The organism is Citrobacter sp. CK194 (assembly GCF_030333395.1).
Taxonomy (GTDB): Bacteria; Pseudomonadota; Gammaproteobacteria; order Enterobacterales; family Enterobacteriaceae; genus Citrobacter_B; species Citrobacter_B koseri.
In genome coordinates, this window is record NZ_JAOWGA010000019.1 from 171,822 (window position 1) to 186,492 (window position 14,671).

General features: G+C 54.5%; 15 protein-coding genes. 8 read left to right on the forward strand and 7 right to left on the reverse strand.

The genetic code is table 11. From position 1 onward, the window contains the following. Positions 1-120 precede the first annotated feature (120 nt). The 5 genes from cysP (at position 121) to cysM (ending at position 4,957) form a co-directional block, all read left to right on the forward strand. Positions 121-1,137: a thiosulfate/sulfate ABC transporter substrate-binding protein CysP gene (gene cysP, locus OGX80_RS16985; protein WP_101744326.1), complete on the forward strand. Its 1,017-nt coding sequence runs from the start codon at positions 121-123 to the stop codon at positions 1,135-1,137. Beyond that, complete coding sequence (cysT, locus tag OGX80_RS16990) at positions 1,137-1,970, forward strand: sulfate/thiosulfate ABC transporter permease CysT (protein WP_012131358.1); 834 nt, start codon at positions 1,137-1,139, stop codon at positions 1,968-1,970. Before cysP ends, cysT begins: the two co-directional genes overlap by 1 nt. Then, positions 1,970-2,845 (forward strand): sulfate/thiosulfate ABC transporter permease CysW, encoded by an 876-nt coding sequence (gene cysW, locus OGX80_RS16995; protein WP_012131359.1) that lies wholly within the window; start codon positions 1,970-1,972, stop codon positions 2,843-2,845. The genes cysT and cysW overlap by 1 nt, the downstream gene beginning before the upstream one ends. Beyond that, positions 2,835-3,932: a sulfate/thiosulfate ABC transporter ATP-binding protein CysA gene (gene cysA / locus OGX80_RS17000; RefSeq protein ID WP_012131360.1), complete on the forward strand. Its 1,098-nt coding sequence runs from the start codon at positions 2,835-2,837 to the stop codon at positions 3,930-3,932. Before cysW ends, cysA begins: the two co-directional genes overlap by 11 nt. A gap of 113 nt (positions 3,933-4,045) precedes the next feature. Beyond that, entirely contained in the window at positions 4,046-4,957 is a 912-nt protein-coding gene (gene cysM / locus OGX80_RS17005) for a cysteine synthase CysM (RefSeq protein ID WP_024130134.1), read from the forward strand. 90 nt (positions 4,958-5,047) lie between these two features. Here the strand turns inward: cysM and OGX80_RS17010 are convergent, their stop codons facing one another. Both OGX80_RS17010 and ptsJ read right to left on the reverse strand, forming a co-directional pair. Then, on the reverse strand, positions 5,048-5,764 hold the full coding sequence (locus OGX80_RS17010; RefSeq protein ID WP_012131362.1) for a type 1 glutamine amidotransferase: 717 nt from the start codon (positions 5,762-5,764) through the stop codon (positions 5,048-5,050). A 13-nt stretch (positions 5,765-5,777) separates the two neighbouring features. Further along, positions 5,778-7,070, reverse strand: coding sequence for a MocR-like B6 salvage transcription factor PtsJ (ptsJ, locus tag OGX80_RS17015; RefSeq protein WP_115181310.1), 1,293 nt, complete (start codon positions 7,068-7,070; stop codon positions 5,778-5,780). 82 nt (positions 7,071-7,152) lie between these two features. On the opposite strand from ptsJ, the gene pdxK reads away from it, so the two are divergent. Both pdxK and OGX80_RS17025 read left to right on the forward strand, forming a co-directional pair. Continuing rightward, positions 7,153-8,019, forward strand: coding sequence for a pyridoxine/pyridoxal/pyridoxamine kinase (gene pdxK / locus OGX80_RS17020; RefSeq protein WP_047462159.1), 867 nt, complete (start codon positions 7,153-7,155; stop codon positions 8,017-8,019). Next, positions 8,016-8,255 (forward strand): hypothetical protein, encoded by a 240-nt coding sequence (locus OGX80_RS17025; protein ID WP_012131365.1) that lies wholly within the window; start codon positions 8,016-8,018, stop codon positions 8,253-8,255. The genes pdxK and OGX80_RS17025 overlap by 4 nt, the downstream gene beginning before the upstream one ends. A gap of 219 nt (positions 8,256-8,474) precedes the next feature. Here the strand turns inward: OGX80_RS17025 and crr are convergent, their stop codons facing one another. From crr to cysZ, 5 genes are all read right to left on the reverse strand, one after another. Then, the gene (gene crr, locus OGX80_RS17030) at positions 8,475-8,984 is read right to left on the reverse strand and encodes a PTS glucose transporter subunit IIA (protein WP_000522253.1); all 510 of its coding nucleotides are present in this window, start codon (positions 8,982-8,984) and stop codon (positions 8,475-8,477) included. 40 nt (positions 8,985-9,024) lie between these two features. Continuing rightward, on the reverse strand, positions 9,025-10,752 hold the full coding sequence (gene ptsI / locus OGX80_RS17035) for a phosphoenolpyruvate-protein phosphotransferase PtsI (RefSeq protein WP_115181311.1): 1,728 nt from the start codon (positions 10,750-10,752) through the stop codon (positions 9,025-9,027). Positions 10,753-10,796: 44 nt separating this feature from the next. Continuing rightward, positions 10,797-11,054: a phosphocarrier protein Hpr gene (gene ptsH, locus OGX80_RS17040; protein WP_005971891.1), complete on the reverse strand. Its 258-nt coding sequence runs from the start codon at positions 11,052-11,054 to the stop codon at positions 10,797-10,799. Between the two features lie 383 nt (positions 11,055-11,437). Then, positions 11,438-12,409, reverse strand: coding sequence for a cysteine synthase A (gene cysK / locus OGX80_RS17045; protein ID WP_047462171.1), 972 nt, complete (start codon positions 12,407-12,409; stop codon positions 11,438-11,440). Positions 12,410-12,597: 188 nt separating this feature from the next. Further along, a complete protein-coding gene (cysZ, locus tag OGX80_RS17050; protein ID WP_112001786.1) occupies positions 12,598-13,359 on the reverse strand; it encodes a sulfate transporter CysZ in 762 nt (253 codons plus the stop codon). A 229-nt stretch (positions 13,360-13,588) separates the two neighbouring features. Here cysZ and zipA point away from each other — a divergent pair, with 229 nt between their 5' ends. Then, positions 13,589-14,614, forward strand: a complete 1,026-nt coding sequence (gene zipA, locus OGX80_RS17055) for a cell division protein ZipA (protein WP_115181312.1) — start codon at positions 13,589-13,591, stop codon at positions 14,612-14,614. The last annotated feature ends 57 nt before the right edge of the window (positions 14,615-14,671 follow it).

Below are 14,671 nucleotides of genomic sequence, written 5' to 3' on the forward strand. Positions count from 1 at the left end.
TTTTCCTTATTCCCTTTTCGACTTTCAAATCATCAAACGGTATATAAAACCGTTACTCCTTTCGTACCCGTTATAAATATTATGACCATAAGAAAGTCATCAAATTTATAAGGGTGCGCAATGGCTGTTAACTTACTGAAAAAAAGATACCTGGCGCTGAGCGCGATGCTGTTGTTGGCCACGCAGGCGCAGGCAACAGAGCTGCTGAACAGCTCATACGACGTTTCTCGCGAACTGTTTGCCGCCCTTAATCCGCCGTTTGAACAGCAGTGGGCGAAAGATAACGGCGGCGATAAGCTGACCATCAAGCAGTCTCACGCCGGTTCGTCAAAACAAGCGCTGGCGATCCTGCAAGGGCTGAAAGCTGACGTAGTGACCTATAACCAGGTCACGGATGTGCAGATCCTGCATGACAAAGGCAAGCTGATCCCTGCCGACTGGCAAAGCCGTTTGCCGAATAACAGCTCACCGTTCTATTCCACGATGGGATTCCTGGTGCGCAAAGGGAATCCGAAAAATATCCATGACTGGAATGACCTTGTGCGTTCCGATGTAAAACTGATTTTTCCGAACCCGAAAACCTCAGGCAACGCCCGTTACACCTATCTGGCTGCATGGGGCGCGGCAGATAAAGCTGACGGTGGCGACAAAGCCAAAACCGAGCAGTTTATGACCCAGTTCCTGAAGAACGTCGAAGTGTTTGATACCGGCGGTCGCGGCGCGACCACCACCTTTGCGGAACGCGGCCTGGGCGATGTGCTGATTAGCTTTGAATCGGAAGTGAATAACATCCGTAAACAGTATGAAGCGCAGGGATTTGAAGTCGTTATCCCGAAAACCAATATTCTGGCCGAATTCCCGGTGGCATGGGTGGATAAAAACGTACAGGCCAACGGTACTGAAAAAGCGGCGAAGGCTTACCTGAACTGGCTCTACAGCCCGCAGGCGCAGACCATCATCACCGACTTCTACTACCGCGTGAATAACCCGGAAGTGATGGACAAACTGAAAGATAAATTCCCACAGACCGAACTGTTCCGCGTGGAAGATAAGTTTGGCTCCTGGCCGGAAGTGATGAAAACCCACTTCGGCAGCGGCGGCGAGCTGGACAAACTGTTGGCGGCGGGGCGTAAGTAATGTTCGCAGTATCGACAAGACGTGTGCTGCCCGGCTTTACCTTAAGCCTCGGAACCAGCCTGTTGTTCGTCTGCCTGATATTGCTGCTTCCGTTGAGCGCGCTGGTGATGCAGCTGGCGCAAATGAGCTGGGCGCAATACTGGGAGGTTATCACCAACCCGCAGGTAGTAGCGGCCTACAAAGTCACGCTGTTGTCGGCGTTTGTGGCATCAATCTTCAACGGCGTATTTGGCCTGCTGATGGCGTGGATCTTAACCCGCTATCGCTTTCCAGGACGTACGCTGCTGGATGCGCTGATGGATCTGCCGTTTGCCCTGCCGACGGCGGTGGCGGGTCTGACGCTGGCGTCATTGTTTTCCGTGAACGGTTTTTACGGCGAATGGCTGGCGAAGTTTGATATCAAAGTGACTTACACCTGGCTTGGCATCGCGGTAGCGATGGCTTTTACCAGCATCCCGTTTGTGGTGCGCACGGTGCAGCCGGTACTGGAAGAGTTAGGCCCGGAATATGAAGAAGCGGCGGAAACGCTCGGCGCAACGCGCCTGCAAAGTTTCCGCAAAGTGGTGTTGCCGGAGCTGTCTCCTGCGCTGGTGGCGGGTATTGCGCTCTCGTTTACCCGAAGCCTCGGCGAGTTCGGCGCGGTGATTTTTATTGCCGGGAACATTGCGTGGAAAACTGAAGTGACCTCGCTGATGATTTTTGTTCGTTTGCAGGAGTTTGACTATCCGGCGGCCAGCGCGATTGCGTCGGTGATCCTCGCGGCGTCGTTGTTGCTGCTGTTCTCGATTAACACCCTGCAAAGTCGCTTTGGTCGACGTGTGGTAGGTCACTAATGGCGGAAGTTACCCAATTGAAGCGTTATGACGCCCCCCGCATTAACTGGGGAAAATGGTTTCTGATTGGCACCGGGATGCTGGTTTCGGCGTTTATTTTGCTGGTGCCGATGATTTATATCTTCGTACAGGCCTTCAGCAAAGGGCTGATGCCGGTCTTACAGAACCTGGCCGACCCGGACATGCTGCACGCGATCTGGCTGACGGTGTTGATTGCGCTGATTGCCGTACCGGTAAACCTGGTGTTTGGCGTTTTGCTGGCGTGGCTGGTGACGCGCTTTAATTTTCCCGGTCGCCAGCTGCTGCTGACGCTGCTGGATATTCCGTTTGCCGTCTCGCCGGTGGTGGCCGGTCTGGTCTACCTGCTGTTTTACGGCTCGAACGGCCCGCTGGGCGACTGGCTGGATGAGCACAACCTGCAAATTATGTTTGCCTGGCCGGGGATGGTGCTGGTCACTATTTTCGTCACCTGTCCGTTTGTGGTGCGTGAACTGGTGCCGGTTATGCTGAGTCAGGGCAGTCAGGAAGATGAAGCGGCGATTCTGCTTGGCGCTTCCGGCTGGCAGATGTTCCGTCGCGTTACGTTGCCTAATATTCGCTGGGCGCTGCTGTACGGCGTGGTGCTGACCAACGCGCGCGCCATTGGCGAGTTCGGCGCGGTGTCGGTGGTTTCCGGCTCGATTCGCGGCGAAACCCTGTCGCTGCCGTTACAGATTGAATTACTGGAGCAGGACTACAACACCGTCGGCTCCTTTACCGCCGCCGCGCTGCTGACGCTGATGGCGATTATTACCCTGTTTTTGAAGAGTATGTTGCAATGGCGCCTGGAAAATCAGGAGAAACGTGCGCAACAGGAGGAAAATCATGAGCATTGAGATTGCCAATATTAAGAAGTCTTTTGGTCGCACCCAGGTGCTGAACGATATCTCGCTGGATATTCCTTCAGGTCAGATGGTTGCCTTGCTGGGGCCGTCCGGTTCCGGTAAAACCACGCTGCTGCGTATTATTGCCGGGCTGGAGCATCAGACCAGCGGGCACATTCGTTTTCACGGTACAGACGTAAGCCGTCTGCACGCGCGCGATCGTAAAGTCGGCTTTGTTTTTCAGCACTATGCGCTGTTTCGTCATATGACGGTGTTCGACAATATCGCCTTTGGCCTGACGGTGCTGCCGCGTCGCGAACGTCCGAATGCGGCGGCCATTAAAGCGAAAGTGACGAAACTGCTGGAAATGGTGCAACTGGCCCATCTGGCGGAGCGTTTTCCGGCACAGCTTTCCGGCGGGCAGAAACAGCGCGTGGCGCTGGCGCGCGCGTTAGCCGTTGAGCCGCAGATCCTGCTGCTGGATGAACCGTTTGGCGCGCTTGATGCGCAGGTGCGTAAAGAGCTGCGCCGCTGGCTGCGTCAGCTGCATGAAGAGTTGAAATTCACCAGCGTGTTTGTCACCCACGATCAGGAAGAGGCTACGGAAGTGGCGGATCGCGTGGTGGTGATGAGCCAGGGCAACATTGAACAGGCCGATGCGCCGGATCAGGTGTGGCGTGAACCCGCCACCCGCTTTGTGCTGGAGTTTATGGGCGAAGTGAACCGTTTGCAGGGAACGATTCGCGGCGGTCAGTTCCACGTTGGCGCGCATCGCTGGCCGCTGGGGTATACGCCAGCGTACCAGGGGGCGGTCGATCTGTTCCTGCGTCCATGGGAGGTGGATGTTAGCCGTCGCACCAGTCTGGATTCCCCGCTGCCGGTACAGGTGCTGGAGGCCAGTCCGAAAGGTCACTACACCCAATTAGTCGTGCAGCCTCTGGGGTGGTATAACGAACCGCTGACGGTGGTGATGCAGGGGGATAATCCCCCACAGCGCGGCGAGCGGCTGTTTGTCGGGCTGCAAAATGCGCGGTTGTACAACGGCAACCAGCGCATTGAGACACGCGAAGAGGAGCTTGCTCTGGCAGAATCGGCCTGATAGGTTAATATCACGTAGTTTTGCCGGGTGGCGCTGCGCTGACCCGGCCTACAAATATGATCTGCGTAGGCCCGGTAAGCGAAGCGCCACCGGGCTTTTTACTGGACAGAGAAGTGAACACATTAGAACAAACAATTGGCAATACGCCTCTGGTGAAATTGCAGCGGATGGCGCCGGATAACGGCAGTGAAATTTGGGTCAAGCTGGAAGGCAATAACCCTGCCGGGTCAGTGAAAGACCGGGCGGCGCTGTCGATGATCGTCCAGGCAGAAAAGCGCGGGGAAATTAAGCCCGGCGATGTGCTGATTGAAGCGACCAGCGGCAATACCGGTATTGCGCTGGCGATGATTGCCGCACTGAAAGGCTATCGCATGAAACTGCTGATGCCGGACAACATGAGCCAGGAGCGCCGTGCGGCGATGCGCGCCTATGGCGCGGATCTGATTCTGGTGTCTAAAGAGCAAGGGATGGAAGGCGCGCGCGATTTGGCGCTGGAAATGGCCGAACGCGGCGAAGGTAAGCTGCTCGATCAGTTTAACAATCCCGACAACCCTTACGCGCACTACACCACGACCGGGCCGGAAATCTGGCAGCAAACCTCAGGTCGCATCACCCACTTTGTCTCCAGTATGGGAACAACCGGCACGATTACCGGTGTGTCGCGCTTCCTGCGCGAACAGGAAAAACCGGTAACGATTGTTGGCCTGCAACCGGAAGAGGGCAGCAGCATTCCGGGGATTCGTCGCTGGCCCGCAGAATATATGCCGGGTATTTTTAATGCTCAGCTTGTGGATCAGGTGCTGGATATTCACCAGAGCGAGGCGGAAAACACCATGCGCGAACTGGCAGTACGCGAAGGTATTTTCTGCGGCGTGAGTTCTGGCGGCGCGGTTGCCGGTGCGTTACGCGTTGCCCGCGCGACGCCGGGGGCCGTGGTGGTGGCGATCATCTGCGATCGCGGCGATCGCTATCTTTCTACCGGCGTCTTTGGCGAAGAACACTTCAGCCAGGGGGCTGGGATTTAGCCTGTAGGCCTGATAAGCGTAGCGCCATCCGGCAACCGTAAAGTACGATCGCCGGATGACGACGCAAAGCGTCTTATCCGGCCTGCAACGTCAAGCGTTACGTTTCTCCACCAGCAGGTCGAGGAAGCGCCACAGTTTCTCGTTCATCTCCTGATAATTCCACTCGCGCATTTCGGCGTTCGAGCGAATAAAGCGCTTCCCTTTTGCCGCAGCCAGTTCCTGTTCTGAATGCTGGATCAGCCCTTCTACCGCCTCAGCGGTAAACTCCATATGGCACTGAAAACCGTAAACGGCGTTACCGTATTGCACGATCTGGCGCGGACATCCTTCGCTTGTCGCGAGAACGACCGACTGATCGGTTAACCCTGGCATATCGTTGTGCCAGTGCCCGACCACAAGCGGAGAGCCGAAATGAGCGAGCAGCGGATTCTGTTTCCCGGCTTCCGTTAGCGTAATCGGGTAGTGGCCGATCTCCTTTTCCGGGCTCTGGCGTACTTTTGCGCCCAGCGCCTCACCAATCAACTGGGAACCAAGACAGATGCCGATCACAATACGACGCGCAGAGATCGCCTGATTAATAAGCCGCTGTTCCGCTAAAGAGTCAAAATACGGGCACTCTTCGAGCGTAGTACGCGGTGACTGCGGGCCGCCAAACACCACCAGCATATCGAAACCATCCGCATTGGCGGGGACAGGTTCACCGGCATACACGCGGGACCAGGAGAGGGGATAACCGCGATCCTCAGCCCATTGCAGATAGGCTCCGGCAGATTCGAAAGACTCATGAACGACAAAATGAACTCGCACTTTTTCTCTCCTGTTAACGTTTCAACGCCTGATGGATATCAGCCGCCAGTTTGTTGATATCGCCGTCGCCCAGTGTCGATAGCGTAATACGCAGACCGTGGGCGGGCGCATTGACGCCAAATGCTTCGCCTTCCCGTACCAGCCAGCCCGCTTTCGCCAGCATAAACGCGATGCTCTGGCTGTGGCTTTTCAACGGCAACCACGCATTCAGCCCATCGCCGGGGGCGTGTGTAAGCCCGGTTCGCTGGAGCGCGCAGGCCAGCTTCTGCTGCTGCGAAGCATAAAATTGCCGGGTCTGCGCCAGCGTTCGCTGATAGTTTTTGTCACTCAGACAGGCATGCACTAAATCTTGCAACAGATGGCTGACCCACTGACTGCCGGAATTAAGGCGCAGGCGCAGTCTGGCTGAGGTGGCGGGATCGCTGGCGACAATGGCGAGGCGCAGATCCGGCCCCAGCGTCTTTGACATCGAGCGAACCACTGACCAGTGTAGCGTCTCCGGGGCGATCACCGGGTGCCAGGGAGATGAAGAGAGCAGGGCAAAGTGGTCGTCGATAATAACCAGCGCTTGCGGGTATTTCGCCACAATGTTCTGTAGCGCGGCGGCGCGGGAGGCGCTCAAACTGCACCCCGTAGGATTGTGGGCGCGCGGGGTTAAAATGACGGCGCGGGCGCCATTTTTCAGCGCCTGTTCCAGCATCTCAGGCTGCATACCTTCGCTATCGACGCCAACGGGGATGGCGGAAAACCCGGCGTAGCGCAGCATACTGATGCTGCTTAAAAAGCAGGGATCTTCCACCGCCACGCTGTCACCCGGCAGTAAATGGGCGCACAGCAGACGCTCGATGGCGTCAATCGCCCCACTGGTGATATCAATCTCGCCTTCGCCAGGTACGGCATCCTGCATCCACCGCTTCGCCCACGCGTGAAGGCCGGGAGAAACGGCCGCATCGCCGTAAAGACGCGGTGACTTATTTATTGTTGAAAAATAACTGCTGAGATCGGGCAGCCGTTGGGGATCGGGATTGCCGCCGGAAAGATCGGTCAGCGGCGTATCGGGACTGCTTCCTTCCAGCGCGAGCGGAGAAGGCGCACCTTTAATGACCGTACCGTTACGTCCCTGGCTCAGGGCCAGGCCAGATGTCACCAGCCGTTTGTAAGCCGCCGCGACAGTATTGCGGTTCACGTTTAATTCCGATGCCAGTTCCCGCACCGGCGGCAGCGTTTCCCCTGGCGCCAGTGCGCCGGTGGTGACATGCTGACGAATACTGTCAAAGATTTCGCTGGCGGTTTTTCCGTCGATCATTATTGACCTATGACAAAATGAATTTTAGCATATGACGATAATAGTGAGGCGTTAGCCCGCTGTCCAGTGAGAGGAGAGGTAAATGGGGCAGGATAGTGAAATACAGTCAGTGCTCTTCGACGATAAGCATCGGGCTTTACAGACCGACATTGTCGCCGTTCAGTCACAGGTGGTGTACGGCAGCGTAGGCAACAGTATTGCCGTACCGGCGATTAAAGCGCAGGGCTTGCGGGTGACGGCGGTGCCCACGGTGCTGTTCAGCAATACGCCGCATTATGAAACGTTTTACGGCGGCATTATTCCTGCCGACTGGTTCAGCGGTTATCTCCAGGCCTTAAATGAGCGGGATGCGCTGCGTGAGCTTAAAGCGGTCACGACAGGTTATATGGGCAGTGCGGAACAAATCGTTCTGCTGGCGAAATGGCTGGAAACGGTGCGGATCGCGCATCCTGAGGTGTGCATTCTGGTTGATCCTGTGATTGGCGACACGGACAGCGGAATGTATGTGAAAGCGGAAATCCCGCAGGCGTATCGTCATTATCTGCTGCCGCTGGCGCAGGGGCTGACGCCGAATGTGTTCGAGCTGGAGATGCTCAGCGGCAAACCGTGCGGCACGCTGGATGAAGCGGTTGCGGCGGCGAAATCGCTGCTCTCCGACACGCTGAAGTGGATTGTGATCACCAGTGCGCCAGGCCAGACGGCGGATACCATCAATGTGGCGGTGGTGACGAGCGGCGGCGTGGATGTGATTGAACACCCGCGTGTGGAAACCGATTTAAAAGGGACGGGCGATCTGTTCTGCGCCGAACTGGTGAGCGGTATTGTGCAGGGGAAAGCGCTGACGGCGGCGACGCGACATGCCGCAGAGCGTGTGCTGGAGGTGATGACCTGGACGCAGCGCTGCGGGTGTGATGAGTTGATTCTGCCACCGGCAGGGGAGGCGCGATGAAGAGCTATCGGCTGGTGGTTCGCCAGCAGGGGCGTGTGGTTGGTCACTTTGAAACGAGCGGGCTTGATGCGCTGGAGGATATCTGCGTGGCGCGCGCGATGTTCGGCATTGCGGGCGGCTATCAGTGCGAATTGCTGGTGTCGGACTCGGAGAAGCGGATGCTGGAAAGCGGGCCGGAAGGGATGAAGATCCTGATGCGCGAGAAGTGCTATCGTCCAGTCACCTCGCTGTTGTGAGTGCGTAACTATGCCGGATGGCGGCGAAAAACGCCTTATCCGGCATGCGATATTTTGTTGTAGGCCTGATAAGCGAAGCGCCATCAGGCAAACATCGCCTTATTCAGCATACGATATTTTATTGTAGGCCTGATAAGCGAAGCGCCATCAGGCGCGGTTTTACCGTAACCAGGATAAAAAAATGGCGCCAGTCGGCGCCATTTTTCCCTGCGGCAAGAATTACTTCTTGATGCGGATAACCGGGGTTTCACCCACAGTCACGCTACCGGACAGTTTGATCAGTTCTTTGATTTCGTCCATGTTGGAGATAACAACCGGAGTCAGGGTAGACTTGGCTTTTTCTTCCAGCAGCGGCAGATCGAACTCAATTACCGGATCGCCAACTTTAACGCGTTGACCTTCTTCAGCAATACGCTTGAAGCCTTCGCCTTTCAGTTCAACGGTGTCGATACCGAAGTGAACGAACAGCTCAATGCCGCTATCCGATTCGATAGAGAACGCATGGTTGGTTTCAAAGATTTTGCCGATGGTGCCGTCTACTGGCGCGACCATTTTGTTACCGGTTGGTTTGATAGCAATGCCATCGCCAACGATTTTCTCGGCAAAAACTACATCCGGCACGTCTTCGATGTTGACGATCTCGCCAGAGAGCGGAGCAACAATCTCAATAGTTCCGGTGTCTTTCTTATCATCAGAAACCAGAGATTTTAGTTTATCGAACAAACCCATGATCTTCTCCTAAGCAGTAAATTGGGCCGCATCTCGTGGATTAGCAGATTGTTTTTTCTTCAATGAACTTGTTAACCAGCGTCATTAACTCGTCCGTTGTCGGTTGAGCAAGAGCCTGCTCTGCTAACACCTTCGCATCTTCGAAGTTCGTGTTACGGATAATCTTCTTAATGCGCGGGATAGAAATGGCGCTCATAGAGAATTCGTCCAGACCCATCCCCAGCAACAGAAGTGTAGCACGTTCGTCGCCTGCAAGCTCACCACACATGCCAGTCCATTTACCTTCAGCATGAGAAGCATCAATAACTTGCTTGATCAAGTTCAGCACGGACGGTGACATTGGCTGGTAAAGATGTGAAATCATATCATTACCACGGTCAACTGCCAGGGTGTACTGCGTTAAATCATTGGTGCCGATACTAAAGAAATCAACTTCTTTGGCTAAATGACGAGCAATGGTTGCCGCAGCCGGTGTTTCCACCATCACGCCAATCTCAATGCTTTCATCAAATGCTTTACCTTCGTCGCGCAGTTCCTGTTTGTAGATTTCAATCTCTTTGCGCAGCGCGCGAACTTCTTCAACAGAGATGATCATCGGGAACATGATGCGCAGTTTACCGAATGCAGAGGCGCGCAGAATGGCGCGAACCTGGTCACGCAGGATCTCTTTGCGATCCATAGCGATACGTATCGCACGCCAGCCCAGGAACGGGTTCTCTTCTTTCGGGAAGTTCATGTACGGCAGTTCTTTGTCGCCGCCGATATCCATAGTACGGACGATAACCGCCTGAGAGCCGCAGGCTTCAGCGACGGCTTTGTACGCCGCAAACTGTTCTTCTTCAGTCGGCAGCGCGTCACGGTCCATGAACAGGAATTCAGTACGATACAGACCAACGCCTTCCGCGCCATTGCGCTCTGCGCCTTCAACGTCACGAACGGTACCGATGTTGGCGCAAACTTCTACCTGGTGACCGTCCAGCGTGATAGCCGGCAGATCTTTCAGTTTAGCGAGTTCCGCTTTCTCGGTTGCAACCTGCTCCTGAACGGCGCGCAGTTTTTCAATTTCTTCGTTGGTTGGATTGACGTAAACCTGATTGTTTACGGCATCCAGAATCAGATAGTCGTCGTTTTTCACCTGAGAGGTGACGTTACCGGTGCCCACGATGGCCGGCAGTTCCAGAGAACGCGCCATGATAGAGGTGTGGGAGGTACGTCCACCTGCGTCAGTGATGAAACCCAGCACCTTTTGCAGGTTCAGCTGTGCGGTTTCTGATGGGGTCAGGTCAGCGGCAACCAGGATGACTTCGTCCTTGATTGCGCTCAGGTCGATGATTGCCAGACCCAGGATGTTGCGCAGCAGGCGCTTACCAATGTCACGCACGTCAGCCGCACGTTCTTTCAGGTATTCATCATCCAGTTCTTCTAGGGCAGTGGCCTGACCTTCGATAACTTCATGCGCAGCTGCGTCAGCCGTCATGTTCTTATCTTTAATCAGGGCTATGATTTCCTGCTCCAGCTCCTCATCTTCGAGCAGCATGATATGCCCTTCAAAGATGGCTTCTTTTTCTTCACCGAACGTTTCACCAGCTTTCGTTTTGATCGCTTCCAGTTGCGCAGATGCCTTGGCACGACCGCTCAGAAAACGTTCAACTTCCTGATCAACCTTGTCGGCAGAAATTTTTTTCCGGTCAATGACGATTTCGTCTTCTTTCAGCAGCAGTGCTTTGCCGAAAGCGATACCCGGGGATGCTAAAATGCCTGAAATCATAACCCTACCTTACTTGTGACTGATTTTTAAAAGAACCCGGGAACTTACTCGAGTTCCGCCATCAGTTTGACCAGATGCTCTACCGCTTTTTGTTCGTCTTCGCCTTCAGCAGCGATGGTGACAACAGTGCCCTGAGTCAGGCCCAGAGTCTGTAGTTTGAACAGGCTTTTTGCGCTGGCGCTTTTGCCGTTGGAAGTCACAGTAATCTCAGAAGTGAAGCCTTTCGCTTCTTTAACAAACTGAGCAGCAGGGCGGGTGTGCAGACCGTTCGGAGCGGTAATGGTAACTTCTTGCTGGAACATTGTATTTCCCCAACTTATAGGTTTAGTGTTGTGGAACTAAAGTCTAGCCTGGCGGTTTGACTTTAGCCTGTATTGTTAGCGTCGGCGTAAACGGGACGCGACACACCAGGTGTTATGCGCAATCCGTTGCTGGCAACTGCTGGCCGCTGACGTTTCGCTCGTCATTAAACATTATGCCGTGAAAGGAAGACTTGAACCAAATCATTAAATCGATTCAGCTAGCGCTTTTCCTGTAACGATTAATTTCGGGCATCAAAATAATTAGTCTGGTTAAATACCAGACCCGGCAGGGTGAATCAATGCCAGGAGGGTTGAAAATTTGAAGCAGGCCACAAAAAAGCACCCAAAAGGGTGCTTTTTTACGCGTTTTTAACATGCTGGCATTACTGTTGCAGTTCTTTTTCAGTAAAGAGATCGGCAAACAAAGCAGTGCTCAGATAACGCTCACCCGATGACGGTAGGATAACCACAATATTCTTATTGGTAAAGGTTTCATCTTCCTGGAGCTTAAGTGCTGCCGCAACGGCCGCGCCGGAAGAGATCCCCGCCAGAATACCTTCCTCTTCCATCAGGCGACGAGCGGTGGAAATGGCTTCTTCATTTGTGATGCCGACAACTTTATCAATCAGTTTCAGATCGAGGTTGCCCGGAATGAAGCCTGCGCCAATGCCCTGAATTTTGTGCGGGCCGGGCTTCAGTTCTTCACCAGCCAGCGCCTGCGCGATAACCGGAGAGTCGGTCGGTTCTACTGCTACGGTAATGAGGTCCGTTTTGCCTTTGGTGCCTTTGATGTAGCGGGTGACGCCTGTCAGCGTACCACCGGTGCCGACGCCGGAGATAAAGACATCGACCTGACCATCGGTATCTTCCCAGATTTCCGGGCCGGTGGTTTTTTCGTGAATTTCCGGGTTAGCCGGGTTGCTGAACTGCTGAAGCAGCAGGTATTTTTCTGGATCGCTGGCGACAATCTCTTCCGCTTTCTGGATAGCGCCTTTCATGCCTTTCGCGCCTTCGGTCAGTACGAGGTTCGCCCCCAGCGCTTTGAGCAGTTTGCGACGCTCAACGCTCATGGTGTCTGGCATGGTCAGCGTCAACTTGTAGCCACGCGCGGCAGCAACATAAGCCAGCGCGATACCGGTGTTGCCGCTGGTCGGTTCCACCAGTTCGACGCCCGGTTTCAGCACGCCGCGTTTTTCGGCATCCCAAATCATATTGGCACCGATACGGCATTTAACGCTGAAGCTCGGGTTACGTGATTCCACCTTCGCCAGAATGCGTCCGTTACCGATACGGTTCAGTCGAACCAGCGGCGTATGACCGATAGTCAGCGAGTTATCTTCAAAAATCTTACTCATGGCCTGTCCTTAACTGTATGAAATTGGGATACATGGGCTAGCATACCTGCTCAGAGAATATGCGGAAGTAAGGATTTAGCATATCTATATTCGGAAGGGAAATAATGGTTACCTGGATGGAATAAGGAGCGGCATAAGCCCCTCCTTTTTTATACAACTATTTTACAGGGTTATGAGCGCACTGTGATTCATTTCCATGACCCATGTCTGGAACGGTAGCAATCAACCCACATCGCCGTTGCGCCACACACGGCGACGGGCATGATCACCAGGTTAAGCACCGGGATCATGGTGAACAAACTGGTTAACGCGCCGAACTGCATATTGGCGACTTTCTGCGTGCGCAGGGCGGTGCGCATCTCTTTGAACGGGACTTTGTGGTTGTCGAAGGGATAGTCGCAATACTGAATCGCCAGCATCCACGCGCTGAACAGGAACCACAGCACCGGGGCGACGGTTTGCCCGACTCCTGGAATAAAATAGAGAATTAACAGCACAATGGCGCGCGGCAGATACCAGATGAACTTTTGCCATTCGCGTTTCATAATGCGCGGCACATCTTTCATAATACCCAGTACGCCGGTATCTGGCGGCGTTGCGCCGGTCAGGCGCGCCTCAAGCTGTTCCGCCAGCAGCCCATTGAAAGGGGCGGCGATCCAGTTGGCAATGGTTGAAAAGAAATAGCCGAAGACCAGTAAAACCGAGATGACCGCAATGGGCCACAGCAGATAGCTTAACCACTGCAACCAGTCGGGAACGTGGCTCATCAGCGAAGGGATCCAGACGTCCAGTTGCGTAAACAGCCACCAGAATGCGCCGCCCATCAGCAAAATGTTTACCAGTAACGGCAAAATAACAAAGCGACGGATCCCCGGTTGCGTGACCAGTTTCCACCCCTGTGAGAAATAGTAAAAGCCGCTGCGAGGTGCAGTTGCGGATGATGACACCATAATCAGGACATGCTCCTTTAATAAAGCCCCGGGTAAACTTTGCGTATCTTACCGGGTTGTGACGCGTTCGCCAGTTAAGAAATGTTCGAAAAAACAGCAAAAAGCACGATTTCGTTCATCTTTATGCTGTGAAAGCCAAGAGCGCACTTGCACTTGACGTAATCGGCAAATACTCTTAGTGAGTAAATGTTTGCCGTGGTGGCAAGGTGTTAGAACAACAGAGAATATAATGATGCAGGATTTGCGTCTGATATTAATCATTGTTGGCGCGATCGCCATAATCGCTTTACTGGTACATGGTTTCTGGACCAGCCGTAAAGAACGATCTTCTATGTTCCGCGATCGTCCACTGAAACGCATGAAGTCAAAACGTGACGACGATTCTTACGACGATGACGTCGAAGAAGAGGAAGGCGTGGGTGAAGTTCGTGTTCACCGCGTGAATCATGCCCCCGGCAACGCTCAGGAGCATGATGCGCCTCGTCAGTCGCCGCAACACCAATACCAGCCGCCTTATGCGTCTGCGCAGCCTCGTCAACCGGCTCAGCAGCCGCCTGAAGCGCCAGCGCAGCCGCAGCAACGGCCGCAGTATGGGCAGCCGTCGCAACCGCAACCGGCACAACAACCGGCACAGCCTGTGCAGCAGCCAGTACAGCAACAGTCGGTAGCGCCGCAGGTTCAGTCTGCGCCGCAACAGCCTGTTCAGCCAGCGCCACAGCAACCTGCGCCTCAGCCTGCTCCGCAGACTTTCCAGCCAGCGGAACCTGTCGCAGAGCCTGCGCCAGCGCCTGAACCAGTAGTGGAAGAAGCGCCCGTCGCGGAAAAACCGCAGCGTAAAGAAGCGGTCATTATTATGAACGTCGCCGCTCATCATGGCAGCGAGCTTAGCGGCGAAGTGCTGCTGAACAGCATCCAGCAAGCGGGCTTCAAATTTGGCGATATGAATATTTTCCATCGCCACCTGAGCCCGGATGGCAGCGGCCCTGCGCTGTTTAGCCTGGCCAACATGGTGAACCCGGGAACGTTTGATCCTGAAATGACCGGTGATTTCTCCACGCCGGGGGTCACTATCTTTATGCAGGTGCCTTCTTACGGCGACGAGTTGCAAAACTTTAAGCTGATGCTCCAGTCTGCGCAGCATATCGCTGATGAAGTCGGCGGCGTGGTGCTTGATGACCAGCGCCGGATGATGACGCCGCAGAAACTGCGTGAATATCAGGATCGCATTCGCGAAGTGAAAGAATCCAACGCCTGAGAAACCCAGGCGTGATCCCCCCTTTCTGAACCCCCGCCTGTCGGGGGTTTTTTATCA

Bases quoted from the DNA above. Each gene is read 5' to 3' on its own strand.
- cysP (WP_101744326.1), top strand. From the start codon at position 121: ATGGCTGTTAACTTACTGAAAAAAAGATACCTGGCGCTGAGCGCGATG.
- cysT (WP_012131358.1), top strand. From the start codon at position 1,137: ATGTTCGCAGTATCGACAAGACGTGTGCTGCCCGGCTTTACCTTAAGC.
- cysW (WP_012131359.1), top strand. From the start codon at position 1,970: ATGGCGGAAGTTACCCAATTGAAGCGTTATGACGCCCCCCGCATTAAC.
- cysA (WP_012131360.1), top strand. From the start codon at position 2,835: ATGAGCATTGAGATTGCCAATATTAAGAAGTCTTTTGGTCGCACCCAG.
- ptsJ (WP_115181310.1), bottom strand. From the start codon at position 7,070: ATGATCGACGGAAAAACCGCCAGCGAAATCTTTGACAGTATTCGTCAG.
- pdxK (WP_047462159.1), top strand. From the start codon at position 7,153: ATGGGGCAGGATAGTGAAATACAGTCAGTGCTCTTCGACGATAAGCAT.
- OGX80_RS17025 (WP_012131365.1), top strand. From the start codon at position 8,016: ATGAAGAGCTATCGGCTGGTGGTTCGCCAGCAGGGGCGTGTGGTTGGT.
- crr (WP_000522253.1), bottom strand. From the start codon at position 8,984: ATGGGTTTGTTCGATAAACTAAAATCTCTGGTTTCTGATGATAAGAAA.
- ptsI (WP_115181311.1), bottom strand. From the start codon at position 10,752: ATGATTTCAGGCATTTTAGCATCCCCGGGTATCGCTTTCGGCAAAGCA.
- ptsH (WP_005971891.1), bottom strand. From the start codon at position 11,054: ATGTTCCAGCAAGAAGTTACCATTACCGCTCCGAACGGTCTGCACACC.
- cysK (WP_047462171.1), bottom strand. From the start codon at position 12,409: ATGAGTAAGATTTTTGAAGATAACTCGCTGACTATCGGTCATACGCCG.
- cysZ (WP_112001786.1), bottom strand. From the start codon at position 13,359: ATGGTGTCATCATCCGCAACTGCACCTCGCAGCGGCTTTTACTATTTC.
- zipA (WP_115181312.1), top strand. From the start codon at position 13,589: ATGATGCAGGATTTGCGTCTGATATTAATCATTGTTGGCGCGATCGCC.